24 protein-coding genes and 1 riboswitch are annotated in these 23,195 nt (G+C 61.8%); of the genes, 14 read left to right on the forward strand and 10 right to left on the reverse strand.

The window, feature by feature from the left end:
• Positions 1–279 precede the first annotated feature (279 nt).
• Positions 280–1,140 (forward strand): FRG domain-containing protein, encoded by an 861-nt coding sequence (locus tag C8J36_RS00560; RefSeq protein WP_132532928.1) that lies wholly within the window; start codon positions 280–282, stop codon positions 1,138–1,140.
• Positions 1,141–1,864: 724 nt separating this feature from the next.
• On the forward strand, positions 1,865–2,119 hold the full coding sequence (locus C8J36_RS00570) for a hypothetical protein (RefSeq protein WP_132531462.1): 255 nt from the start codon (positions 1,865–1,867) through the stop codon (positions 2,117–2,119).
• Positions 2,120–2,438: 319 nt separating this feature from the next.
• Here C8J36_RS00570 and C8J36_RS00575 read toward each other — a convergent pair whose 3' ends face one another.
• From C8J36_RS00575 to C8J36_RS24710, 6 genes are all read right to left on the reverse strand, one after another.
• Positions 2,439–2,711: a hypothetical protein gene (locus tag C8J36_RS00575; protein ID WP_132531465.1), complete on the reverse strand. Its 273-nt coding sequence runs from the start codon at positions 2,709–2,711 to the stop codon at positions 2,439–2,441.
• A 129-nt stretch (positions 2,712–2,840) separates the two neighbouring features.
• A complete protein-coding gene (locus tag C8J36_RS00580) occupies positions 2,841–3,050 on the reverse strand; it encodes a hypothetical protein (RefSeq protein ID WP_132531468.1) in 210 nt (69 codons plus the stop codon).
• The gene (locus C8J36_RS00585) at positions 3,047–3,289 is read right to left on the reverse strand and encodes a hypothetical protein (protein WP_132531471.1); all 243 of its coding nucleotides are present in this window, start codon (positions 3,287–3,289) and stop codon (positions 3,047–3,049) included. The genes C8J36_RS00580 and C8J36_RS00585 overlap by 4 nt, the downstream gene beginning before the upstream one ends.
• Before the next feature lie 433 nt (positions 3,290–3,722).
• Positions 3,723–3,863, reverse strand: a complete 141-nt coding sequence (locus tag C8J36_RS24705; protein ID WP_165914908.1) for a hypothetical protein — start codon at positions 3,861–3,863, stop codon at positions 3,723–3,725.
• 132 nt (positions 3,864–3,995) lie between these two features.
• Positions 3,996–5,201, reverse strand: coding sequence for a hypothetical protein (locus C8J36_RS00590; RefSeq protein ID WP_132531474.1), 1,206 nt, complete (start codon positions 5,199–5,201; stop codon positions 3,996–3,998).
• 280 nt (positions 5,202–5,481) lie between these two features.
• Positions 5,482–5,649, reverse strand: coding sequence for a hypothetical protein (locus tag C8J36_RS24710; RefSeq protein WP_165914909.1), 168 nt, complete (start codon positions 5,647–5,649; stop codon positions 5,482–5,484).
• A riboswitch (TPP riboswitch) is annotated at positions 5,644–5,747 on the forward strand. (Overlaps the previous gene by 6 nt.)
• Positions 5,748–5,864: 117 nt before the next feature.
• Between C8J36_RS24710 and C8J36_RS00595 the strand changes: the two genes are divergently transcribed.
• The 7 genes from C8J36_RS00595 to C8J36_RS00625 all read left to right on the forward strand — a co-directional run bounded on the left by C8J36_RS00595 (position 5,865) and on the right by C8J36_RS00625 (position 12,696).
• A complete protein-coding gene (locus C8J36_RS00595; RefSeq protein WP_132531477.1) occupies positions 5,865–6,662 on the forward strand; it encodes an ABC transporter permease in 798 nt (265 codons plus the stop codon).
• On the forward strand, positions 6,659–7,603 hold the full coding sequence (locus C8J36_RS00600) for an ABC transporter substrate-binding protein (RefSeq protein ID WP_132531480.1): 945 nt from the start codon (positions 6,659–6,661) through the stop codon (positions 7,601–7,603). Before C8J36_RS00595 ends, C8J36_RS00600 begins: the two co-directional genes overlap by 4 nt.
• Entirely contained in the window at positions 7,600–8,343 is a 744-nt protein-coding gene (locus C8J36_RS00605; RefSeq protein ID WP_132531483.1) for a hydroxyethylthiazole kinase, read from the forward strand. The genes C8J36_RS00600 and C8J36_RS00605 overlap by 4 nt, the downstream gene beginning before the upstream one ends.
• The gene (thiE, locus tag C8J36_RS00610) at positions 8,321–8,995 is read left to right on the forward strand and encodes a thiamine phosphate synthase (RefSeq protein ID WP_132531486.1); all 675 of its coding nucleotides are present in this window, start codon (positions 8,321–8,323) and stop codon (positions 8,993–8,995) included. Before C8J36_RS00605 ends, thiE begins: the two co-directional genes overlap by 23 nt.
• On the forward strand, positions 8,992–9,792 hold the full coding sequence (gene thiD, locus C8J36_RS00615; RefSeq protein ID WP_132531489.1) for a bifunctional hydroxymethylpyrimidine kinase/phosphomethylpyrimidine kinase: 801 nt from the start codon (positions 8,992–8,994) through the stop codon (positions 9,790–9,792). Before thiE ends, thiD begins: the two co-directional genes overlap by 4 nt.
• A gap of 113 nt (positions 9,793–9,905) precedes the next feature.
• The gene (locus tag C8J36_RS00620) at positions 9,906–11,690 is read left to right on the forward strand and encodes a TRAP transporter large permease subunit (RefSeq protein WP_245506448.1); all 1,785 of its coding nucleotides are present in this window, start codon (positions 9,906–9,908) and stop codon (positions 11,688–11,690) included.
• 13 nt (positions 11,691–11,703) lie between these two features.
• Complete coding sequence (locus tag C8J36_RS00625) at positions 11,704–12,696, forward strand: TRAP transporter substrate-binding protein (protein WP_132531492.1); 993 nt, start codon at positions 11,704–11,706, stop codon at positions 12,694–12,696.
• Between the two features lie 42 nt (positions 12,697–12,738).
• On the opposite strand, the gene C8J36_RS00630 is transcribed toward C8J36_RS00625, so the two are convergent.
• From C8J36_RS00630 to C8J36_RS00645, 4 genes are all read right to left on the reverse strand, one after another.
• Positions 12,739–13,884 carry a Xaa-Pro peptidase family protein gene (locus tag C8J36_RS00630; RefSeq protein WP_132531495.1) on the reverse strand — a complete coding sequence of 382 codons (1,146 nt, stop codon included), beginning with the start codon at positions 13,882–13,884 and terminating at the stop codon, positions 12,739–12,741.
• A 51-nt stretch (positions 13,885–13,935) separates the two neighbouring features.
• Positions 13,936–14,646: a GntR family transcriptional regulator gene (locus C8J36_RS00635; protein WP_132531498.1), complete on the reverse strand. Its 711-nt coding sequence runs from the start codon at positions 14,644–14,646 to the stop codon at positions 13,936–13,938.
• A gap of 162 nt (positions 14,647–14,808) precedes the next feature.
• Entirely contained in the window at positions 14,809–15,288 is a 480-nt protein-coding gene (locus C8J36_RS00640; RefSeq protein ID WP_132531501.1) for a pyridoxamine 5'-phosphate oxidase family protein, read from the reverse strand.
• A gap of 95 nt (positions 15,289–15,383) precedes the next feature.
• Entirely contained in the window at positions 15,384–16,352 is a 969-nt protein-coding gene (locus C8J36_RS00645) for a sugar-binding transcriptional regulator (RefSeq protein WP_132531504.1), read from the reverse strand.
• A gap of 303 nt (positions 16,353–16,655) precedes the next feature.
• On the opposite strand from C8J36_RS00645, the gene tal reads away from it, so the two are divergent.
• The 5 genes from tal to ytfQ all read left to right on the forward strand — a co-directional run bounded on the left by tal (position 16,656) and on the right by ytfQ (position 23,141).
• Positions 16,656–17,612 (forward strand): transaldolase, encoded by a 957-nt coding sequence (gene tal, locus C8J36_RS00650; RefSeq protein ID WP_132531507.1) that lies wholly within the window; start codon positions 16,656–16,658, stop codon positions 17,610–17,612.
• A 430-nt stretch (positions 17,613–18,042) separates the two neighbouring features.
• A complete protein-coding gene (locus tag C8J36_RS00655; RefSeq protein ID WP_132531510.1) occupies positions 18,043–19,704 on the forward strand; it encodes a ribulokinase in 1,662 nt (553 codons plus the stop codon).
• 51 nt (positions 19,705–19,755) lie between these two features.
• Positions 19,756–21,264 (forward strand): L-arabinose isomerase, encoded by a 1,509-nt coding sequence (gene araA, locus C8J36_RS00660; protein WP_132531513.1) that lies wholly within the window; start codon positions 19,756–19,758, stop codon positions 21,262–21,264.
• A gap of 7 nt (positions 21,265–21,271) precedes the next feature.
• Entirely contained in the window at positions 21,272–21,985 is a 714-nt protein-coding gene (gene araD / locus C8J36_RS00665; RefSeq protein WP_132531516.1) for an L-ribulose-5-phosphate 4-epimerase AraD, read from the forward strand.
• A gap of 193 nt (positions 21,986–22,178) precedes the next feature.
• A complete protein-coding gene (ytfQ, locus tag C8J36_RS00670; protein ID WP_132531519.1) occupies positions 22,179–23,141 on the forward strand; it encodes a galactofuranose ABC transporter, galactofuranose-binding protein YtfQ in 963 nt (320 codons plus the stop codon).
• The last annotated feature ends 54 nt before the right edge of the window (positions 23,142–23,195 follow it).

The following is a 23,195-nucleotide window of genomic DNA, read 5'->3' on the forward strand; positions in this document are numbered from 1 at the left end:
TTATGAACCGGAAGAATGGCGCATGAGGATAGGCAAGAGGACGGTGTGACCGGGCAGGGAAGGGAAGGCGCACGACCATACAGCCATGAGCAACGGCTAATAAACTACCGATCCAGTAGACTATGCTGAAATATTGTTGATTTGTAACATAGTTGTCAGTTTCGGGCGGAATTCTGGCGAGGCAGGCAGCGCCCGGGCAGAACGTGGTCAACATTGCAAGTCTAAGCTATAGGTCATTGCAATTGTCAGACGAGCAACCTTTCGGAGCGCCTTTTGTCGATGATACCCTTAAACAAACATGGTGCTGTGACCGTCACATCGTTTTTGGAGAACATATTCGAGCGTCCGGAGCCTCCAGCGGTTAGATGTTACCGTGGACAGTCGGATGCCACTTGGAAGCTCCAACCCTCAGTCATGCGGGGCATGAAACCTGAAGCTGAAAGTGAAATGTTCAGCGAGTTGATGTCTGAGTCGCCGTCTGAGTTCAGCAGCGACCGTTCGATGTTCGATAAGCTCGTGCGAGCCCAACACTACAATTTGCCCACGCGGCTGCTTGACGTGTCATTGAACCCGCTGGTTGGGCTTTACTTTGCTTGCGATGAGACGAAGTACCATACCGTTACTGGGTCGGTGCAGATATTTACCTTCCATGAAGGTTTTACAAAATTTCCGGATAGCGATACCGTGAGTTTGATCTGTAATCTTGCACGTCTCTCTGACTATGAGAGAGAACTGATCATCACGGCTTACTTAGAAATCATTGATGACGCTGATCCCGGCGAACTTGAGCTTTTCCGTGAACTTCCGGCGATGAAACGACTGTGTCAATTTGTCCGCGTTGAGAAGCCGTATTTCTTGGACATTGCCCAGCCCATCGATCTGTTTACATATTTCTTTGTGCATTCAGCAAAAAACAACAGACGCGTGATTGCGCAATCCGGAGCATTTATCGCTACTGGACTACTTGAATACTCTCTTAGGAGACGGACGGGCTCGTTTATAAAAGACGAACTGCTTATTCCAGCAGCAGATAAACCGGGGATTTTACGTGAATTAGACCTTTTGAATATTAATTCACGGACAATGTTTCCAGAAGTGGAATTTGTCTCTCGTTATATTAGAGATAAGTGGAAGAAGTAATTGCCGGATCGGTTGTCACTCCGGCTTCTCATGAGCCATTCGTCCTTCCGCATTTTTCCACCAGCGCTTTAGCGAACCACCATTTGCGTTCTGCGCAATGTTGTACAGATTGCTAAAGTCTGATGTGTCAGATATAGCTGCTCGATTTCCTTCAGTTCGCCAACGTCCGCAAACTGGAGGACTTCGAATTGGAGATCGTTGTTGCTGGAGAAATCACTTTGAAGGGGTTTGTTCGTGTGTCTGCCGCGTGAAAGCGCACTCAAGTGACTTCTATATCTACTCTCAAGGTTCTTGCTCGACCCGATATACTGACGCCCGGTCACGACGTTGGTCAGCGCATAGACGCCGCTATTATGTGTATTAATCTGCGTGCGTAGTGTTCTCTTGATGTCCTTTCTGTTGGGGAAGCTGGCATTATACCACAAAATGTGAGGGAAATCAATGTGATAAGGCGATATCGGTTATTATATAAGCCAAATTAAATACACTATTTAAATCGGGTTATACATTGGCGAGAACGTACCAAACTACCACTTTGTGAAATATTGCGTTTTTGCTGCCTCAGAAAGCCACCTTTTCCAGGCTTTCTGGCACCATAGATTGAGATAAATCACCCTACCTCCATCGTATTCCACACCGCATTTCGACGTCCGCATTGACTCCGCACCGCCATGAGATCACAAAGCTACGTTCTTGCTTCGTTCTCATTAGGAGAGTCCACGCCATGAACGCCGCTGTCCCCAAGATTGCCAATACCGAGACTGCACCTGAAGCCCTCCCGGTAACTGCCGACGTCCTCGCTCGACATATCATCCAAGAGCATGACGGGGACGCTTTCGAAGCGATCAAGACTCTCGTGCTGGAATTGGATTTTGCCCGCGATCAGTTGCACATCGCATCAAGCCTGTTGTCGCGGGGAATGGGTCGCGGCTGGCTTCCATCCTTCACACGCCTTCCGGATACCGCTCCAGAGGCCTGACGGCGATGAAACACCGCAAGAGCATCGATCTGCGAAGCGACAGGCCCGTGAGGACGCGTTACGCGCAATTCGAGCTTCATAAGGCGCTGAAAGACCTGTCCTCTTGGGAAATGCTTGGTGCAGAGTGCGACGTCTGCCAGCGCCAGTCGTGGTTCGACTCTGGCGCAATTATGCGTTGGGTCGGGGCTGACATGACCCTGTTCGCCCTGCAACCGCGTTTGAAGTGCCAGTGCGGGAACCGCGATGGAAATAAGCTCATGATCGGTCTCATGCGACGAGACTGATCACTATCGAAGATGATGAAATGACCGAGATCACATTAAGCGAAAGAAGGGCAGAGCCGGCAAGGACATAAGTCAATCTTAATATTGATGACTGCCCGAAGCGGGATGACGAACAGGGGATGTTCTGGCGTCTGAACCTCTATCGTCTGATCAGCGATAAGGTCGCCACTACGGACTTTTTCCATGACCAACTCACGAGCCGCCAATATCGCTTCATGCTTTGCCTGACCATCATCGGGAAGCTCAATACCATCCTCGTCAATGAACGTTTCATCGAAGTCGTGAACGTTGAAGAAATAGCGCGGCATGGCGGAGCCCTATCTTTATGCGAAGGGCTGAACGGACATGCGCTTGCAATGTTCCGGAAGTGTTCGCTCTTTGACTTAATTATAAACGAAAATGACACCGCCATCTCTGACAGTGCCTATTCAATCGTCCTACTCTATCGAGCCTTGAGCCGTGACAGCCTTTGTCGCCCACATTACCGCTTCTTCCACCTTGGTCTTTGCCAGACTGGTTTCACGACCGGGTCCAATACCGTCGATGATCTCGATGAGTTCCTGACCACACGACTTCACCGTTGCCATCTGCTCCTTCTGGAGATCGGTGAGGGGCTTGTAGGTGGCGCGTACGGTGTCCGTGCTCATGCGGACCTCCGCACATACGCACGTCTGGCAGCGCCAGCAATGATGCCGTTTACTTCTGCCGACATCAGCCTTGCTCGCTCATCTGTGCTCAGAATGCTGTCCGCTGGCGCTGGAGCAGCCGTCAGTTCAGCGATGTCAGCAGCAAATCGTTCATCAGACAGTTCGTTGATGTAGGCTGCTGAAAATCCTTTTCCTTGCATGATGGATAGGACGACGTCGTGTAGGGTGCTGTTGGTCATATGGTGGGTCTCTCTCTGTTGATTGTTCTATTATTTAGAGAGATGCCGATCTGCGGACCTGATGACCTATGATGCATTAACCCATTGAAATCATACGATTTTACTTGACATTGATCGTCAAAGGTAGTATAATAGCGTTATCGCTTATGAATAATACAGAGAAGCTGTTGAGTTCTTAAGCATAATATCATATTCAGATATGGAGTTGAGGCGAAGCCTCGTGCCGTAGGCACTGATAGAGATATTATCTACACATCAGATACACCAATGCCGCCAACGCTTTAGGATGGCGGCATTTGGGTTTGGTGTATTAGCGAAAGAGTAGTGCTATGTTGACTGGAGTGTAGCAGGTTCGCAAAGGATTATTTCACGAGCTTACCGGCAGTACGGGGATACCCAAGACTGCATGGTTCATTTTGCCTATTTCTCTCCGTCAATACTCGTCCAGCATTGACAATTCATTTTCCAGCTCTTTGAGCTTCTTTGCCCATGAAGTCGCTGACGCGGTAAATCCTTTTTCCTTCAGTGCGGCAATAAACCGCTTCATGTCATTGACGAATTCGCGTCTTACCACCGGGTCGTTCCGGATCGCTGTTGAATTTAGTTGCAATTTTGTTTCTCATGTCTGTTATCTTTCAGTTTTCCATAATATATGTCAAATAACGCCCGTTCTTCTGAGCGTCACTTCTGTTCGTTCGCATGTCTTTCATGCTGCCGGTCGAGACATCCGGCGTTCTTTATCTCGTTTCTTCGCTGCTCCTTCCGTCAATGCTTTCTCCAATATTTCCTTGATATCAAGGATATCGCGATTGGTGCCGTAAAATTCACTCATGCCCTTGGTGGAGTGCCCTTTGATCTCGGATCGAACGCCACCGTCGATTCTCACCGCTTTCAGGCAATCCTCAATTCGGTGACGGTTCGAATACATCGACTTTCCGGGCGTCACGCGCTTGAAGAAGTCGGACAGATTCCTGTTCAGGCGTTGCCACCCTCTATCGTCTTGGTAAGAGGTGAAGCCATTCGGGTATCGCTGAAAGACCTCCAGCATCGCGCCAAACAGGGGCAAGGTGCGCGGACGGCTATCCGTCTTCAACTGACGAATTCTGTTTGGTCGGATGATGATGTGGGGAAGCTCGGCATCAACGAAAATGTCTTCCGGCAAGAGCCCGCCGATTTCCGACGCAATTGCCCCGGTCATCTGTGCAACCGTGATCACGCCCTTTGCCTCATCGCTAAGGTTCGCGGTCAGAAGTTCGGCGTTGACCTTATCGATTTCGATTTCCGTGAAGGGTTGATGCTTGGAACCGTCCTTGAGGTCGATGGGCTTGACCTTCATGAACGGGTTTTCACGCTCTGGAAACTCGTTATCATAAACCTCTCGGATGATCTCCCGAAGCTTGGAAATACGCCACGTCGCCTGTTCGGATTTCAACTCCTTTGCGACACACGCCGCAATAAGCTTTGCCCGATACTCGTTGCAGTCCTTTAGCTTCAGCTTCAGAATATCGACATCACCCATTCGCTCGATGAAGTCGGTGACGGGTTTGCGGTCCCGGTTCTTCTTCAACTTAGCCTTATATTCAGTGACCCCGACAAAACGCTCCGGTGTCAGCGACCAGTACCGTTCGAGGGCTTCCATGAAGGTCAGCGGTGCGACGACTTCACCGGACAAAGCCGCCAGATCGAGGTCACCAAGCGCCTTCAGCTTCGTGAAGACGTTCCTGCGCTTGACTGCCATATCAAGGAATTCGTCGGTATCAAGTGCGCGTATTTCCTTATGGTCCATGTAGCTTAGATCATTTTTGTTTGCCGACTGAGCAGCCATCTGAAGTGTCAATTTTGTTCCTTTCCGAATATTTCCGACTGTTTTGTTGTCAACGTAGAGTTCGATGAGGGGAATCGCCTTCTTCATCGCTTAGGCATAGCTCCGTGTCTTGAGAGATTGCCTTTTTTGAGAAGGCGTGCCCGGTTCACGAAGCTCTTTTGGTAAGTTGTAGATAAACTCGTAAATTCCAGATGATTTCTTCTGAGTGATGTATGATCGGTACGTCATTTCTAATCCTTTCGGTGTCGGCTTTTAACAGGGAAATTTTAGTTGTCGAGTCTTTTGTCATGTATATCGAGAGAAAATGAGCATTTTGTTTCTGTCAAGAAAAATATTCAATGGTGAATGTGCCGAGCGTTATTCGAAATCATTTGGAATTATTGTCGATGACTGTTTTTAAGCTTGATACAAGGCGTTCGGGCGAGAGCAAAATGAGCAGTAAAATGAGCAGTTTCAGACTGATGAATGGAGGGGAAAGGCAATCGAGCAGGAGGGTGTTGACAAAAAGCCCTTTGTTTTCATAGGTTAGCGGCATTCCGACGGGTGTCCTTCAAGGGGCTGAGATGGCGAAAGCCGAACCGTTATGAACCTGATCCGGGTCATACCGGCGTAGGAACGGAAAACAGGTGTCCGCCCACGGCCCTTTCTCTCTTCTCCGCTCGCCTGGATCTCCGTCGCCAATGTGTGGAGATCGCTCATGCCGTTCGTTTCTCGTCCGCTTTTCCCGCCGCGCGTTTTCGGCGGCTAGCCGTGCGTGCTTTTCATGCGGCGCTGGGGCTTGGCGGCTTGATCCTGCTGTGGCAGGCCGGGACGGCCGTGTTTTCGCCGCCGGCCTATCTGCTGCCGTCGCCGCTCGTTGTCGCCATGGTGTTTCGGGACCAGTGGGATTTCCTTCTGGCGCAGAGCCTCGTCACCCTGTCGGAAATCCTCATCGGGCTTGGGGCCGGCGCGGTCCTCGGTGCGGCCACGGCGTTTGCGCTTGCGGCGCATCCGCGCATCGGGCCTTTCGTCTGGCCGACGATCCTGGTTCTCCAGGCGCTGCCGGTCTTCGTGCTGGCGCCGATCCTCGTCGTCTGGCTCGGCTTCGGCATGGCCTCCAAGGTGGCGATGACGGTGCTGATCATCTTCTTTCCCGTCGCCTCCGCCTTTGCGGACGGGCTGAACCGGACGGAGCGGGACATCGTGGACGCGGTCTCGCTGACGCAGGCCTCCCACTGGCAGGCCCTGGTGTCCGTGCGCGCGCCGCTGGCGCTACCGAGCCTTGTTTCCGGCCTGCGGGTTGCAGCGCCGCTCGCGCCGCTCGGGGCCGTCGTCGGCGAGTGGGTGGGTGCGTCGGCCGGCCTCGGCTTCGTCATGGTGCAGGCCAATGCCCGCATGCAGACGGCCACCGTCTTTGCCGCCATGGCCGTGCTCGCCGCCATGACCCTCATCCTGCGCCTGCTGGTCGATCTCCTCACCGCCCGTCTCGCGCCCTGGGCGCGCGAGGGCAATCGCCCGGATTCCGGTCGCAGACCATCTCAAACCGCCTCAACCTGGAGATCTCCATGATCCGTCTTCTCATCGCGACGATGCTTGCCGTCACGAGCCTTTTCGCGACCACCTCTGCCCACGCTGCCGACAAGCTGACCGTGCTGCTCGAATGGTTCGTCAATCCCGACCACGCGCCCATGGTGATCGCACAGGAGAAAGGCCTGTTTGCCAAGGCCGGGCTCGATGTCACGCTGGTGCCGCCGGCCGACCCCTCCGTCGTGCCGCGGCTGGTTGCGGCCAAGCAGGCGGATATCGGCATTCACTACCAGCCCAATCTCTATCGTGACCACGAAGCGGGCCTGCCGCTCGTGCGCTTCGGCACTCTGGTGGAAACGCCGCTGAACACGGTGACGGTTCTCGCGGACGGGCCGATCAAGAGCCTGAAGGATCTGAAGGGCCGGAAGATCGGCTATTCCGTCTCGGGCTTCGAGGATGTGCTGCTGCAGCGCATGCTGGCCGCCGAAGGGCTGGGAAAGGGCGACGTCGAGCTCGTCAACGTCAATTTCTCCCTGTCGCCCTCGCTCATTTCGGGCGCGGTCGACGCGACGATCGGCGGCTATCGCAATTTCGAGCTGACCCAGATGAAGATCGAGGGGCATCCGGGCCGCGCCTTCTTCCTGGAGGAGCACGGCATCCCCGTTTATGACGAGCTGGTTTTCGTCACGCATCGGGATCTGATCGGGGACGACCGGCTGCCGCGTTTTCTCTCGGCCGTGGAGGATGCCGCGATCTTCCTCACCAATCATCCGGACGAGGCCTGGGCGCTGTTTGCCAAGGCCTATCCGAACCTGAACGACGAGCTGAACCGCACCGCCTTTTTCGACACGCTGCCGCGGTTCGCCAAGCGTCCCGCCGCGCTCGATACCGGCCGTTATGCCCGCTTCGGCGCCTTCATGAAGGACGAGGGGCTGATCGCGAAGGCGCCTGATGTCGCCGAGATCGCCGTGGAGCTGAAATGAGCAGGGTCACGGCAGAGACCGTTGGCAGTCTGCTGGCGCGGGTGCGGAAGGCAAGGCCGCGCGTGCATTGCCTCATGAACAGCGTGGTGCAGAAGTTCACGGCCGACGGCATCACGGTCATCGGCGGGCTGCCCTCGATGACCGGATCGCTCGAAGAGGTGGAAAGCTTCGTCGGACGGGCCGATGCGCTAACCGTCAATCTCGGCACACTGGACGCGGAACGGCGGGAGGCCATCCGGCTCGGCGTCGCGGTGGCGCGGGATCAGGGCAAGCCGTGGATCGTCGATCCCGTCCATTGCGATTACTCGCCATCCCGGCTCGCCTTCGCGCGGGAGCTGATCGCGCTGCAGCCGACCGTCATGCGCGGCAATCGCGCCGAAATGGCCTTGATCGGGGAGACGCCCGGCATCCTGCGGATCGTCACCGGTCCGGTCGATCTGCTCCAGGTCGACGGCGTCTCCGTCGAGATCGGCAACGGGCATCCCTTCATGGCGCAGGTGACGGGCACCGGCTGCCTCTCGGGCGGCGTCATCGCCGCCTTTCTCGCCATCGAGCCGGATGCGCTCTGCGCGGCGGCGGCGGCCCTGACGGTCACCGGCGTTGCGGCCGAACGCGCGGCATCCGCGGCGCAGGGGCCCGGCACCTTCGCGCCGCTCTTTCTCGACGCGCTCGCCACCATCGGCGACGCCGACATTCTTCATCTTGCAAGGATACGACATGACCGTCACGAGACCGCCTAAGGTCGACGATCGCCTCAACGCGATCGTCGATGCATCGCTCGCGGAGATCGCGCCTCTCCCGGATCTGGCGCTTGCCGCCGCCCGGAACGGGGCGACGCTGATCCAGTATCGCGACAAGGCGGCGTCGACCCGCATCATGATCGAGCGTGCCCGCGCCATCCTGGAGGCCCTTGCCGGCACCGGCGTCGGTTTCGTCGTCAACGACCGGGTGGATGTGGCGCTGGCGGCGGGTGCGCATGGGGTGCATCTCGGGGCAGACGACATGGATGCGGAGACCGCGCGGCGTCTGCTCGGCGACGGCGCGATCATCGGGCTCACCGTGAAAACGGCCGCGGATGCGGAGCGGGCGGGCCGTGCGCCGGTGGATTACGCCTGCATCGGCGGGGTGTTTCAAACCCTTTCCAAGGTCAATCCGGATCCGCCGGTCGGGCTCGAGGGCCTGCGCGCGCTGCGGGAAACCATCCGCACGCGTCGCCCGGATATGCCCGTCAGCGCCATCGCCGGGATCGACCTGCCGCGCGTGTCCCAGGTGATTGCGGCCGGCGCCGATGGCGTCGCCGTGATCTCGGCGATCTTTCGCGCGCACGATATCGGGGAGGCGACCCGGGCGTTCCGCTCTGCCGTGGATGCGGCGCTGGAGAGCCGGGCATGACCGCGATCGCCTTGACCATTGCCGGCTCCGACAGCGGCGGCGGTGCCGGCATCCAGGCCGATATCAAGACGTTCTCCGCGCTCGAGACCTTTGCCACCAGCGTCATCACCGCCGTGACGGCGCAGAACACGATGGGCGTGACGGCGGTCGAGGACATCTCCTGCGCCACGATCGCCGCGCAGATGGCGGCGGTCTTCGGCGACATGGATGTCCGGGCGCTGAAGATCGGCATGGTGTCGCGGGCCGAGACCATCGAGACGATCGCCACAGGCCTTGCCGGCTTTGCCGGGCCGGTCGTGCTCGATCCCGTCATGGTCGCGACCTCGGGCGACCGGCTGCTGCGGGAAGAGGCGATCGACGCGCTGCGCAGTCTGCTGGTGCCGCGCGCCGCCATCGTCACGCCGAACCTGCCGGAAGCCGCGCTTTTGACGGGAATGCCGATCGCGCAGGACCGCGCGGGCATGACGAAGCAGGCCGAGGCGATCGTGAAAGCCGGTGCCAGAACCGTGCTGATCAAAGGCGGGCACGGGGATGGGCCTGATAGCACCGACCTCCTGTTCGACGGCGAGAGCGTGCGGACCTTCGCCGCACCGCGGATCGCGACGCGCAACGATCACGGCACGGGCTGCACGCTGGCGGCCGCCATCACGGCGCATCTTGCGCGCGGCTACGCGGTGGTCGAGGCGATCAGCCTGTCGAAGACCTTTCTGCATCAGGCGCTGGAAGCCGGGCGTGGCCTGTCGATCGGCAAGGGACGGGGTCCCGTGCACCATTTCTATCGGTGGTGGACCGCGTGACGGCCGTGCGCGACCGGGAGGAAGCCGAAGCCGGCCTTCGCGAGACGCGTGGGCGAGGGGACATTGGCGGGCAAGGAGAGTTTGGCGAAAGCGGTCTCGGTGCGTCCGCGCGGATCGCCGGCGCCCTCCTGCGCGTGGCCGACCGCCTTCTCGGGACGCTGGCCGGGCTCGTGCTTGCGGTCATGCTCTGCGTCGTCATTTCGGGCGTCGTGCTGCGCTACGGGTTCGGGTCCGGGCTGATGGGCGCGGAAGATCTCGGGATCTGGCTGCACATCGCTCTCATCTCCCTCGGCGCGCCGCTGGCCTTGAGCGGGCCGCTGGCCATGCGGCTCGACAGTCTGGTGTTGCGGCTGCCGCCCCTGCCGCAGCGGGTCGCTCTCATCGGCGCGGATGCGGTCTCGGTGCTGGCCGGCCTGGTCCTCGTCTTCGGCGGATGGGCGGTCGTCGGCATGGTCGGCGGCATGTCGCCAATGCTCGGCGTTCCCGAGGCGCTGCGGTTCGCTCTGCCGCTCTTCGGTGGCGGTGCCCTGCTGGTGATGCTGTTTCTCACCCGGATTGCCCAAGGGGACATGTTGAGGGCGCTGGCGGGGCCCCTTTTGGGCGTGACGCTCCATCTTCTCGCGGGCCGGTTCGTCATCGACACATCCTGGCCGGCAAGCGTCTGGCTGGCGCTGGTCGCGGGGCTCGGGCTCCTTCTGTCGGCGCCGCTCTCGCACGCGTTCCTTGCGGCCGCTGCGGTGGCAATCGCCTTCGGCAGCAGCCTGCCGGAGCCGGCCGTTCTGTCGACCACGGTTGCCGGCCTGTCCAAATTCCTGTTGCTCGCCGTGCCGTTCTTCCTGCTCACGGGCGCGCTTCTCACCGCGTCGGGTTCAGCCGACCGGCTGGTACGGTTTGCCGCAAGCCTCGTCGGGCACCGCCGCGCGGGCCTCGCGCAGACCGTGCTTCTCACCGGCGTGCTGTTTTCGGGTGCCTCCGGTTCGTCGGTGGCCAACGCCGCCTTCGGGGCCGCGACCTTCCAGCCGGAGCTGGTGCGGCATGGCTATCCGCCGGCACAGGCCGGCGCCATCGTCGCCGCGACCTCCGTGCTCGACAATGTCATTCCGCCCTCCATCGCCTTCCTGCTCCTTGCGGCTGCCACCAATCTGTCGATCGGCGCGCTGCTGACCGGCGGCTTCGTTGCGGGCGGGCTGATGGCGTTCTGCCTTGCGGTCGCCATCGCGCTCACGGCCGGCGATCACGGGCGCATGCCGCGCGTCGGGCGCGGCGTGCAGGCGCGCGCGGCCCTCTCGGCCATTCCCGCCTTCGGGCTCGGGCTCATCGTCGTCTTCGGCATCCGCGTCGGCATCGTCACGACCACGGAGGCGGCGGCCCTCGCGGCCGTCTACACGTTCGTCCTCGCTCTGGTGGCGCAGCGCGGCGTCCAGCGTATCGCCGGCGTGTTCCGGCAGGCGGCCGTCGAGGCGTCCGCCATCGGTCTCCTCATCGGGACGGCCGCGCCCTTCGCTTTTCTGCTGGCGGTCGATGATATCGCCGGGGTCATGCAGTCCGTCGTGACATTGCTCGGCGGCAGCGCGCTCGCGGTCCTTCTGCTTTCCAATCTCGTTCTGCTGGCGCTGGGGCTCATCCTCGATATCGGTGCGGCGATCCTGCTGATCGGTCCCGTGCTGCTCCCGGCGGCCGTTGCGGCCGGCCTCGATCCTGTCCATTTCGGGGTGATCCTCGTGGTCAACCTGATGATTCACGGGCTGACGCCGCCGCTCGGCCTGCTCGTCTATGTCGTGTCCGGCGTCACCGGCGTTCCGGCCTCCGCCCTGTTTCGTGCCGTGCTTCCCTATCTCGCAGCGCTTCTCGTCTCGTTGTTCATCCTGTCCGCCCTCGCGCTCATCTTCCGTCCTTGAGGATCCCAAACCCATGTCCATGACCACCCGCCGTACCTTCCTGACGTCCACCCTGGCCGCGGGCCTGTTCGCGCCCGCTTTTATCCGACCGGCCTCGGCGAAAACCACGAGCATCACGGTCGCCTCGCTGCTGGGCGAGGACAAGCCGGAAACCAGGATCTGGCGGCATATCGCCGAGCAGGTGGAAAGCCGCATGCCCGGACGCTTCCGCTTCAACATCGTCGCCAATGGCGCGCTCGGCGGGGAGAAAGAGGTGGCCGAAGCGACGCGGCTCGGCGCCGTGCAGGCAAGCCTTTCCACGGCATCCTCGCTCTCCGGCTGGGTGCCGGAGCTGCAGATCCTCGACCTGCCGTTTCTCTACCGGGATGCGGCGCATGTCGCGCGGGTGGTCGATGGTGCGATCGGGGCCGACCTTCAGGACAGGCTCGAGGCCCAGAACTTCATCGCCACCGGCTTCATCGATTACGGCGCGCGGCATCTGCTTGCCAAGGAGGCGATCCTGCGGCCGGAGGAGATGGTCGGGCGGAAGATCCGCGTGATCCAGAGCCCGCTCCATACGAAACTCTGGTCGGGCTTCGGCGCCGTGCCGGTCGGCATTCCGATCACGGAGACCTACAACGCGCTCGCCACCGGCGTCGCCGACGCGATGGATCTGACGAAATCTGCCTATGCCGGCTTCAAGCTTTATGAGGTCGTTCCGGTGATGATGCTGACCGGGCATATCCGCGCCTCCGGCGTCGTCTATTTCGCCGGCAGCTTCTGGAACGGGCTTTCGCCGGAGGAGCAGCAGGTGTTGCGCGACGCCTCCACGCAAGGTGCTGCATATTTCAACGGGCTGATCGTCGCCGACGAGGAGACGAGCGTGGCGACCGCGCTGTCGCATGGCGGGCAGGTGCTGGAAGTGCCGGATATCGCCGCATGGCGGCAGGGGGCCCGTGGCGTCTGGGAGGCGTTCGCGCCCGTCGTCGGCGGTCAGGCGCGGATCGATGCGGTGGCGGCGGTCTGAAGCCGGCGAGGGCAAGCCGTCCGGTTCGCCCGCCGCCGACCCTTACGCCACCGGCCGGGTCGGTCCCGGTGCCGGTTCGGTGAACCATTTCGGGCCTGTCTCGGTCATGTAGATGTGATCCTCCAGGCGAACGCCGAAGCGGTCGGGGAAGACGACCATCGGCTCGTTGGAAAACACCATGCCGGCGCGCAGCGGCAGCGTGTTGCCGCGCACGATATAGGGATGCTCGTGGATTTCGAGCCCCAGACCGTGCCCGGCGCGATGGGGCAGGCCGGGAAGCGTGTAGTCCGGGCCGAGGCCGTGGCGCACCAGCACCGCCCGGGCGGCATCGTCGAGGCTGTGGCAGGGTGCGCCGAGGCGGGCGGCGTCGAACACGGCCTGCTGCGCCTCCCGCTCGATGCTCCAGGCGCGCGAAAACTCCGGCGTCGCGTCGCCCAACATATAGGTGCGGGTGAGATCCGAGTGATAACCGTCGATCCGCGTGCCGGTATCGACCAGGATCGCATCGCCTTCGGCCAGAACCTGATCGCCGTCCGCGCCGTGGGGCAGGGCGGTCGCGGTGCCGAAGGAGACGATGCAGAAGGTGGAGCCGGACCCGGCCAGCGCCCGGTGCTCGCGGTCGATGAAGCGGACGATGTCGGAGGCCCGCACGCCCGGCGCCATCTGCGCATGCGCCCGCCTGTGCACTTCGAGCGTGAGGGTCATGGCGTGCTGGATGATGGCGATCTCGGCGGCCGATTTAACGATCCGGATGTCGCGGATGACCGGCCCGCCATCCACGAGACGTTCCGCGCCGAAGGCCGTCGCCAGCGGGTGATAGATCGCGAGCGGCAGGGCGTCGTCGAGCGCGAGCGTGCCCGTCGCGCCGAGGATGCGGCGGATGAGGTCGGCCGGGCTTTCCTCCTCCTGCCAGACGGCGATGTCGCCCGGCAGATGCGGCAGGGTCTCGACGCGGCTCTGCTCGAAACCGGGAACGATGTAGTGCAGTGCGGTCGGGGTCACCAGAGCGCCGAGCAGGCGCTCGCTCGCATGCCAGTGAAGGCCGGTGAAATATTGCAGGCTTTTCGAAGACCCGAGCAGGAGGCCGGCAAGGCCTTGGGCGTCGAGGCTCGCGCGCAGCCTGTCGAGACGCTGCTGCCGCTCGGCATCGGAAATGAACGTGGGAAGGCCGAAATCGGGATGGGGCATGACAGGCTTTCTGTGTGTCTGACGATGAGCGGGGTGACGCCGTCCCGCTTCCTAGAGGTTTTGGATGGCCGTCGCCTTGCCCATGTCGCGGGCGACATATTCTTGGATCTGCCGCACGATCTGCGCGGCATGGGCGATGGCCAGCCGGTCGCATTCCTCCACGTCGCCCGCCTCGATCGCGGAAATGAAGGCCTCGTGTTCCTCGACATATTGGCGGGGAAGGCGGTCGTCGAAGGTCGAATAATAGAGCCGCAGGATGCGCCGACCCTCGTCCAGCAGGCGGCTGAAGAAGGTGACGTAATAGGGATTGCCGCCGAGCACGGCGATGGCGACATGGAACTCGCGATTGGCCTCGATCATGCCATAGGCATCATGCGCCTCGACCGCCTCGGCGAACGCCTGCTGATGCCGTCGGATCTCCGCCATCTGCACGGCATCGCGGCGCGCGGCAGCGGCGCGGGTCGTGACGCGGTACATGAGCGTGAGCGCGTCGAAATAGGGCGGCAAGGCGGCGAAATCGATGGTGGCGACGATGGTGTTGCGGTTCGGCAGCGTCGTCACCAGACCATCGGCGGACAGGCGCAGCAGCGCTTCGCGAATGGGCGTGCGCGACATGCCGAAGCGTTCCGACAGGCGGACCTCGTCGAGCGGACTGCCGGGCGACAGCGTCATGGAGAGGATTTCGGCCCGCAAGGCCGCGTAGACGCTCTGCGTTCCCGAGCCGCGGGCGCGAACCGCTTCCGGCGATACCGCTTCCGTCATGAGACCCCCTTGCATCCGATGCCGGCCCTCTGATCGCGGGGGCCACACGCGTGTCTAACATGGGGTAATACAGGTTGTCGACATTGACGCATCGGCGACACGACGAAAGACGGCGCGGCTGGGAGGCCGCGCCGTTGGACATGATCGGTCACGGGAGACCGATCAGAGATTGACCTTGGCGTTCTCGCCCATGTCGGGCCTCGTGTTGGACACGGCGGCGGCGGCCATCTTGATATAGCTGATGACGGTGCCGGGGCTGTCCCAGTATTCGGCGAACGACGGGGTGACGCGCAGGATGCGGATCTTCGGATCATCCGGGCTGTCCCACCAGGCCTTGGCCGGCGTGCCCCAAAGTTCCTTGATCTTCTCGCGGTCGTTCTCGACGGACGCGGTGCCGGAGAGCGAGACGTATTTTTGCCCCTTCGAGTCGGCGAAGGCCAGGCACACGTTCGGGTGGGCTTCGACTTCCTCGTCCTTGTGGCTGTCTGCATCCGTCAGGAAGTAGACGGAATTTTCCATGCGCTCGACATAGGCCGCCATCGGACGCGCGCGGATGTCGTTGCCGCTTTCGGTTGCCAGCATGCAGAAGCCGATCTTGTCGATCAGGTCCCAGACCTTCGCGGTGTCATCGGTATGCGCCATGTGTGTCTCCTTGGGTTCGTTTCCCGAAGACAACAGCTCAGACCGGCTTTCTGTTCCCCCGTTGTCGCATGTTCCGCACACACGCAGGCACGCTCTCAGGCCGTTTCGAGCAGACCCCGTGCCGCGGCTTCGTCGGTGATGAGCGTGTGGCAGCCGGTGCGGGCCATGGTGGCGCGGATGGCCGCGACGCGCTTGCGGCCGCCCGAGGCAATGACGACGTGTCGGGCCTTGGCGACGGCGGAGAGGCCGACGGACATGACGCGCCGGTTGAGCGGGTGATCGACGCTGTTTCCCGCCGCGTCGAGAAAATGACAGAGCGTATCGCAGACCGTGCCGGCCGCGAGCAGCGCCTTCAGATCTTCCGGCAGCAGAAAGCCAGGCGAGAGGGAGGAGCCGTGGGCGCTGAAATCGCCGCAGCTGACGACGGCGATGTCGAGCATCTCGGCTGTGGCAAACAGCCGGTCCAGTCCGCAGCGCTCGATCAGGCGCGCCTTGGTTTCCTCGCTGTCCACGATCAGGGGCGCCAACATCAGCATGCAATCCGCTCCGAGCGCGCTTGCCAGACGCCAGGAGTAATCGACCGGATTGAGGGTGGAGGTCTCGATCAGTCCGCCAAGCAGCGACACGATCTTGGCGTTCTCCATGCGCGGCGGGCGAAACGTCTGCAGCGAGGCGCTGAGCGTCCGGCCCCAGCCGACGCCGACCACATTGCCATCGCGGATGACCTCCGACAGGAAGGTGCCGAGCGCCGCCCCGACATCCCGCGCCGTTTCAACCACGTCGCCTTCGCCCGGCACGACGATCGCCTCGTCCAGCCCGAGCTTTTCCTCGAGCCGCAGCGCAAGGCCGGTGCAGTCCTCCGGCGTCTCGTTGATCCAGATCTGCACTTCGGCCCGCTTCACCGCCTCGTCCAGCATGCGGATCACGGTCGCGCGGCTGATGCCGAGGTTTTCGGCGATGTCCTTCTGCGTCAATCCTCTGTTGTAATAGAGCCAGGCCGCCCGCAGGCGCAGGGAGCGCGTGTCGAGCAGGATGTTGTGATGGGTCCGGTCCAGTCTGGCCAAGGCGTCTATCCCTCCGCGTCAGCGGTTGCCGCGTCAGCGTCGTCGCGCAAGCGGGCTGAAGTTTCGTGGCCGTCCGAATGACACCGTAGATAGGGGGTCGACCGCACAACTTTTGAATAAACGATTTGACAAAAGTCATCAAGCTCCTCATATCCAGACGAGCCGAAAATGGAACCGGTTGCCCGTTTTCCCCGTTCGGTGTCACCCAGCGTCGCACAGCGGCGAAGTCCTATCGAGGGCAGCATGCACGCGCCGCTGAGGCCGCATTCCGCACCTCCCGACGAAAGAAGACGAAAGGCGAAGATGATGTCCAAGCTGGAACAATTACGCGGCATCACGACCGTCGTGGCCGACACCGGTGATATCGAGGCCGTTGCCCGCCTCAAGCCGGTGGATTGCACGACCAACCCGACCATCGTGCTGAAGGCGCTGGGAACACCGCTGTTCGACGAGATCAATGCCGAAGCCGTGACCTGGGCAAAGAGCCAGTCGACCTCGGGCGATGCGCTGGTCAGCGCCGTTGCCGACCGTCTGGCCGTGTCCGTGGGGGCTGAGCTGTCCAAGCTCGTTCCCGGCCGCGTCTCGACCGAAGTCGATGCCGACCTGTCCTTCGACACCGAAGGCTCGATCGCCAAGGGCCGCGCCATCATCGCCGCCTACAAGGAGCGCGGCATCGAACGCGACCGCATCCTGATCAAGCTCGCCTCCACCTGGGAAGGCATCCGTGCCGCCGAAGTGCTGCAGAAGGAAGGCATCGACTGCAACCTGACGCTGCTCTTCAGCATGGCCCAGGCCGTCGCCTGCGCCGATGCCAAGGCCTTCCTCATCTCCCCCTTCGTCGGCCGTATCCTCGACTGGTACGTCAAGTCCACGGGCGAGAAGTACACGTCCGAAACCGATCCGGGCGTGGTCTCGGTCCGCGAGATCTACAACTACTACAAGGCCAACGACATCAAGACCGTCGTCATGGGCGCCTCGTTCCGCAATATCGGCGAGATCGAAGCGCTTGCCGGCTGCGACCGCCTGACCATCAGCCCGGCGCTCCTCGAAGACCTGTCCAAGGACGAGGGCAAGCTGGAGCGCAAGCTTTCGCCCGACAACGTCACGCCGGTGGACAAGATCCACATGGACGAGAAGACGTTCCGCTGGATGCTGAACGAAGATGCCATGGCGACCGAGAAGCTTTCCGAAGGCATCCGCGCCTTCGCCAAGGATCTGAACGCGCTTCGCGGCCAGGTTTCCAAGCGTCTGGCCGTCTGAGCGGTCAGAGACGCTGATCACCATCCAAAAGGCCGGTGCATGTCGATGCATCGGCCTTTTCGCTGTCACACTCCCGTGCCAATCTGCACGGACTTGCGCAGGCGATATTCTGTCCATGCGGAAAAGCGCAGGTTCCCTGTTTACAAAAGTATTACAATATGATTTTTCTGTCCGCGCCGGTGACGAAACGGCATTTTCGGGAGGAGAATCGGGCTTCGGGAGGGGAATCGGCATCTGGGTGCATGCGGAATCGGCGGGCTGCAAGGCCTCGCGGGTCGTCCTGCATGCTGGACGTTGCCGATCCAGAGGAGGTCCACAACCGTTCCCGAATTCTCCGCTGCGATCCCAGCGCGTGTCTCGATCACGCGTTGCGGTCGCCGCGGTTCGTGACGTTTCGACAGGCTGACATTCGCATTTTTCTGGAGCTTTCATGTTCACTCTCGGTATCGACTACGGCACCAATTCGGTTCGCGCCCTCATCGTGCGCGCGTCCGACGGCAAGGAATACGGCACGGGGGTCGTGAATTATCCGAGCGGGACGCAAGGGGTGCTGCTCGATCCGCGCGACCACAATGTCGCGCGCCAGAGCCCGGCCGATTATCTCTACGGCCTGGAGGAAAGCGTGTCGCGTGCTTTGAAACAGGCTGTGACCCAGCCGGATTTCGACGTGTCCAAGGTCGCCGGCATCGGCGTGGACAGCACGGGTTCGAGCCCGCTGCCGGTGGATGCGACCAACCAGGCGCTCGGCATGCTGCCGGAATTCCAGTCGAACCCCAACGCGCAGTGCTGGCTGTGGAAGGACCATACGAGCTGGCGGGAGGCCGCACGCATTACCGAGATCGCCGGCGAACATCGTCCCCAGTACATCGCCATGGTCGGCTCGACCTATTCGTCGGAATGGTGGTGGTCGAAGATCTGGCGTTGCCTGACGGTTGCCCCGGACGTGTTCGCCGCCGCCCATTCCTGGGTCGAGCTCGCCGACTGGGTCCCGTCGGTTCTCGCGGGCGTGAAGAACCCGCGCGACATCGTGCGCGGCGTCTGCGCGGCCGGCCACAAGGCGCTTTACAACAAGGCGTGGAACGGGCTGCCGGACAAGGAATTCCTGGCCATGCTCGATCCTGAGATCGCCGACCTGCGCGACCGGCTCTATGACAAGGCCTATGACGCGGCGACCCCGGCCGGTGGACTGTCGGCCGAATGGGCCGACAAGCTCGGCCTGCCCGCCGGCATCCCGATCGCCGTCGGCGCCTTTGACGTCCACTACGGCGCGATCGGCTGCGGCGTCGAGGAGGGGACGCTGGTCAAGGTCATCGGCACCTCCACCTGCGACTGCGCCGTCGTGCCGGTCAAGACGCAGCCGGGCGACATTCCCGGCATCTGCGGCATCGTGGAAGGCTCGATCCTTCCCGGCTTCTTCGGCGTCGAGGCCGGACAGTCGGCCGTGGGCGACATCTTCAAATGGTGGGTCGAGGGCGTCTGCGGCGGCTCCGGCGCGCTGCACGGCGAACTGACGGCGGAAGCCGAGCAGTTGAAGCCCGGCCAGAGCGGCCTCCTGGCGCTCGACTGGAACAATGGCAACCGGACCATCCTCGTCGACCAGCGCCTCTCGGGCCTGATCCTCGGGCAGACGCTCTACACGACCCGCGCCGAGATTTATCGCGCGCTGGTCGAGGCGACGGCCTTCGGTGCCCGCGCCATCATCGAGCGCATCCGGGACTATGGCGTCGCGGTCGATCGCGTCGTCTGCACCGGCGGCATTGCCGAGAAGAACCCGATGCTGATGCAGATCTATGCCGACGTCACCGGCTGCACCATGCTGGTTGCCGGCTCCAGCCAGACCTGCGCGCTGGGCGGCGCCATCGCCGCCTCGGTTCTGGCCGGCGCGCACACGGATTTCGAGGCCGCGCAATCGGCGATGACCTCGCTGCGCGAAGAGCGCTACACGCCGGTCGCGGACAACCAGACGGTCTATAACGACCTCTACGCGCTCTACCGCGACCTCCATGACAGCTTCGGCGGTCTCAACAAGCAGGCCGATCTCTCCGGCCTGATGAAGAGCCTGATCGACATCAAATACGCCGCCAACAGCTGATGATTCCGCACCCTCCACGGTGCGACAGGATAGACAACAAGGACTGATACGATGTTTGGTTTGAAGCCCGCTAAAATCTGGTTCGTCTGCGGCTCGCAGCACCTCTATGGCCCGGAAGCCCTGCAGCAGGTCACCGCGCATGCCGAGGAGATCGCCAAGGCCCTCGACGATACCGGCAATTTCCCGCTCGAAATCGTCTGCCGTCCGATCGTGACCACGCCGGAACAGGCCGCCGAGCTCTGCATCGAAGCGAATGCCGATGCGGAATGCGCCGGTCTCATCCTCTGGATGCATACCTTCTCGCCGGCCAAGATGTGGATCCGCGGGCTGGCGCAGCTGAACAAGCCGTTCCTGCACCTCCACACCCAGTACGATCGCGAACTGCCCTGGGCGACGATCGACATGGACTATATGAACCTCAACCAGTCGGCGCATGGCGACCGCGAAGCGGGCTTCCTGCACACGCGCCTGCGCCTCGGCCGCAAGGTCGTCGTCGGTCACTGGACCGACCCGGAAGTCCACCAGCGCATCGACGCCTGGATCCGCGCCGTTCGCGCCTGGCATGACTGGCAGGGCGCCCGCTTCTGCCGCTTCGGCGACAATATGCGCTTCGTTTCCGTCACCGATGGCGACAAGGTTTCGGCCGAAATGGCGTTCGGCTTCTCGGTCAACACCTATGGCATCGGCGATCTCGCCGCCCGGATGAACGCCGTCAGCGACGCAGACGTCAAGGCGCTCGCCGCCGAATATGTCAAGCTCTACAAGGTCGTGCCGGAGCTTGCCGAAGGCGGCGCCCGTCATGAATCGCTGCTCTACAACGCCCGCCAGGAACTCGGCATCCGCGCCTTCCTCGAAGAAGGCGGCTTCAAGGGCTTCACCACGACGTTCGAAGACCTGCACGGCCTGACGCAGCTGCCGGGCATGGCGCCGCAGCGCCTGATGGCCGATGGCTACGGCTTTGCCGGCGAAGGCGACTGGAAGACGTCGGCTCTGCTGCGCGCCCTGAAGGTCATGGGCGAAGGCCTGACCGGCGCGACCTCTTTCATGGAAGACTACACCTACCACATGGCCCCCGGCTCCGAGCAGGTGCTCGGCTCGCACATGCTGGAAATCTGCCCGACGATCGCCAGCGGCACGCCGTCGGTCGAGATCCATGCGCTCGGCATCGGCGGCAAGGACGATCCGGTCCGCCTCGTGTTCGACGCCGTCAAGGGCCCGGCGCTGAACGCATCGCTGATCGATCTGGGCAACCGCTTCCGCCTGCTGGTCAACGAAGTCACGTCCGTCGAGCATCCCGACCTGCCGAAGCTGCCGGTCGCGCGCGCCGTCTGGGAATGCAAGCCGGACTTCAAGACCGCCTGCACCTCCTGGATTCTCGCCGGTGGCGCACACCACACGGTCTACAGCTACGACGTGACCACCGAAATGCTGGAAGACTTCGCCACCATCGCCGGCATCGAGCTCGCGCTCATCAACGACGACACGACGCTGCCGACCTTCAAGCAGGATCTGCGCAACAACGAGGTGTACTACCACTTCGCCCGCGGCATCCGGGGCTGAGGGCGCCATGTCGGTCTATACGGAACTGAAGCGCGAAGCCTATGAGGCGAACGTCTCGCTGCCGCGCCACGGCCTGATCAACCTGACCTTCGGCAATGCGAGCGCGGTGGACCGCGCCCGCGGCGTCTTTGCGATCAAGCCGAGCGGCGTGGACTATACGGCGATGACGGTCGAGGACATGGTGGTCGTCGATTTCGACGGCAAGCGGGTAGAGGGGACGCTCAACCCGTCCTCCGACACGCCGACGCATCGCCGCCTGCTGATGGCCTTCGAGGAGATCGGCGGCGTCGTGCACACGCATTCCTCGCACGCGACGGCCTTCGCCCAGGCCGGCCTGTCGATCCCGATCTTCGGGACGACGCATGCCGACTACTTCAACGGCGATATTCCCGTGACCCGCAAGATGACGGCCGAGGAGATCGGCACGGCCTATGAATGGGAAACGGGCAACGTCATCGTCGAGTGCCTGGGCAATGCCGATCCGCTCGATTTTCCGGGCGTGCTCGTCAATCGCCATGCCCCGTTCACCTGGGGCAAGACGGTGGCGAAGGCGGTCGAGGTCGCCGTCGCCGTCGAGTGTATCGCCCATATGGCGATGATGTCGCTGCAGCTCGCGCCGAAGCTGCCGCAGATCGAGCCGGAACTGCTCGCCAAGCACTTTAAGCGCAAGCATGGTCCCGGCGCCTATTACGGCCAGAGCAACCCGGCATCGAAGTCCTAAGTCCTTGAAAACGAAGCACCCGCGCCGCCGGCGCGGGTGCTTTCGCACGCGCTGTAAAGAGCGGTCGTTGGACCGCAGAATGTGCGTGAAAAATATCAAAAGGTGGGAATTTCGCCCGACGATCCACTTTACTAAAGTCATATTGTATGACTATATACCGCCATCGCTGAGGAGCGATTTTTGGGAGGAAATCATGAAGTTTGTTAAGGCACTTAGCTGTGCAACGGTTCTCGCTGGCTGCGTTTTCTCGAGCGCATCCGCTGCCGACATGACGGTCGGCTTTTCGCAGATCGGCTCCGAGTCCGGCTGGCGTGCGGCCGAAACCACGGTCACGAAGCAGGAAGCCGAAAAGCGCGGCATCGACCTGAAGTTCGCCGATGCCCAGCAGAAGCAGGAAAACCAGATCAAGGCACTGCGCTCGTTCATCGCGCAGGGCGTCGATGCGATCTTCGTCGCGCCGGTCGTTGCGACGGGCTGGGACGAAGTGCTCGGCGAAGCCAAGGATGCGAACATTCCGGTCATCCTTCTCGACCGCACGGTCGATGCCGACAAGAGCCTCTACATGACCGCCGTCACGTCGGACCTCGTGCATGAAGGCAATGTCGCCGGCAAGTGGCTGGTCGATAACACGGCCGGCAAGCCGTGCAACGTCGTCGAGCTCCAGGGCACGACCGGCTCCTCGCCGGCCATCGACCGCAAGAAGGGCTTCGAAGAGGCGCTGAAGGGCCACGACAATCTCAAGATCGTCCGCTCGCAGACCGGCGACTTCACCCGCACCAAGGGCAAGGAAGTCATGGAAAGCTTCCTGAAGGCAGAGAACGGCGGCAAGAACATCTGCGCCCTCTACGCCCATAACGACGACATGGCCGTCGGCGCGATCCAGGCCATCAAGGAAGCCGGCCTGAAGCCGGGCAAGGACATCCTCGTCGTCTCCATCGACGCCGTTCCGGATATCTTCCAGGCCATGGCGGCGGGCGAAGCCAATGCGACGGTCGAACTGACCCCGAACATGGCCGGCCCGGCCTTCGACGCCCTCGCTGCCTTCAAGAAGGACGGCAAGGAGCCGCCGAAGTGGATCCAGACGGAATCCAAGCTCTACACCCAGGCCGACGAACCGCAGAAGGTGTACGAAGCCAAGAAGGGCCTCGGCTACTAAGAGCAACCTTGCCGCACCTCTCTCCGGATCGGTGCGGCACACCGACGGTCGGTT

The organism is Rhizobium sp. PP-F2F-G48 (assembly GCF_004342335.1).
Lineage (GTDB): Bacteria > Pseudomonadota > Alphaproteobacteria > Rhizobiales > Rhizobiaceae > Ferranicluibacter.

Excerpts from the sequence above, each read along its gene's own strand:
- C8J36_RS00655 (WP_132531510.1), top strand. The coding sequence starts at position 18,043 with ATGTTCACTCTCGGTATCGACTACGGCACCAATTCGGTTCGCGCCCTC.
- C8J36_RS00590 (WP_132531474.1), bottom strand. The coding sequence starts at position 5,201 with ATGAAGAAGGCGATTCCCCTCATCGAACTCTACGTTGACAACAAAACA.
- C8J36_RS24710 (WP_165914909.1), bottom strand. The coding sequence starts at position 5,649 with ATGCCGCTAACCTATGAAAACAAAGGGCTTTTTGTCAACACCCTCCTG.
- araA (WP_132531513.1), top strand. The coding sequence starts at position 19,756 with ATGTTTGGTTTGAAGCCCGCTAAAATCTGGTTCGTCTGCGGCTCGCAG.
- thiE (WP_132531486.1), top strand. The coding sequence starts at position 8,321 with ATGACCGTCACGAGACCGCCTAAGGTCGACGATCGCCTCAACGCGATC.
- C8J36_RS00600 (WP_132531480.1), top strand. The coding sequence starts at position 6,659 with ATGATCCGTCTTCTCATCGCGACGATGCTTGCCGTCACGAGCCTTTTC.
- C8J36_RS00640 (WP_132531501.1), bottom strand. The coding sequence starts at position 15,288 with ATGGCGCATACCGATGACACCGCGAAGGTCTGGGACCTGATCGACAAG.
- C8J36_RS00570 (WP_132531462.1), top strand. The coding sequence starts at position 1,865 with ATGAACGCCGCTGTCCCCAAGATTGCCAATACCGAGACTGCACCTGAA.
- C8J36_RS00560 (WP_132532928.1), top strand. The coding sequence starts at position 280 with ATGATACCCTTAAACAAACATGGTGCTGTGACCGTCACATCGTTTTTG.
- C8J36_RS00630 (WP_132531495.1), bottom strand. The coding sequence starts at position 13,884 with ATGCCCCATCCCGATTTCGGCCTTCCCACGTTCATTTCCGATGCCGAG.
- C8J36_RS00580 (WP_132531468.1), bottom strand. The coding sequence starts at position 3,050 with ATGAGCACGGACACCGTACGCGCCACCTACAAGCCCCTCACCGATCTC.
- tal (WP_132531507.1), top strand. The coding sequence starts at position 16,656 with ATGATGTCCAAGCTGGAACAATTACGCGGCATCACGACCGTCGTGGCC.
- thiD (WP_132531489.1), top strand. The coding sequence starts at position 8,992 with ATGACCGCGATCGCCTTGACCATTGCCGGCTCCGACAGCGGCGGCGGT.
- araD (WP_132531516.1), top strand. The coding sequence starts at position 21,272 with ATGTCGGTCTATACGGAACTGAAGCGCGAAGCCTATGAGGCGAACGTC.
- C8J36_RS00585 (WP_132531471.1), bottom strand. The coding sequence starts at position 3,289 with ATGACCAACAGCACCCTACACGACGTCGTCCTATCCATCATGCAAGGA.
- C8J36_RS00625 (WP_132531492.1), top strand. The coding sequence starts at position 11,704 with ATGTCCATGACCACCCGCCGTACCTTCCTGACGTCCACCCTGGCCGCG.
- C8J36_RS00605 (WP_132531483.1), top strand. The coding sequence starts at position 7,600 with ATGAGCAGGGTCACGGCAGAGACCGTTGGCAGTCTGCTGGCGCGGGTG.
- C8J36_RS00575 (WP_132531465.1), bottom strand. The coding sequence starts at position 2,711 with ATGCCGCGCTATTTCTTCAACGTTCACGACTTCGATGAAACGTTCATT.
- ytfQ (WP_132531519.1), top strand. The coding sequence starts at position 22,179 with ATGAAGTTTGTTAAGGCACTTAGCTGTGCAACGGTTCTCGCTGGCTGC.
- C8J36_RS00635 (WP_132531498.1), bottom strand. The coding sequence starts at position 14,646 with ATGACGGAAGCGGTATCGCCGGAAGCGGTTCGCGCCCGCGGCTCGGGA.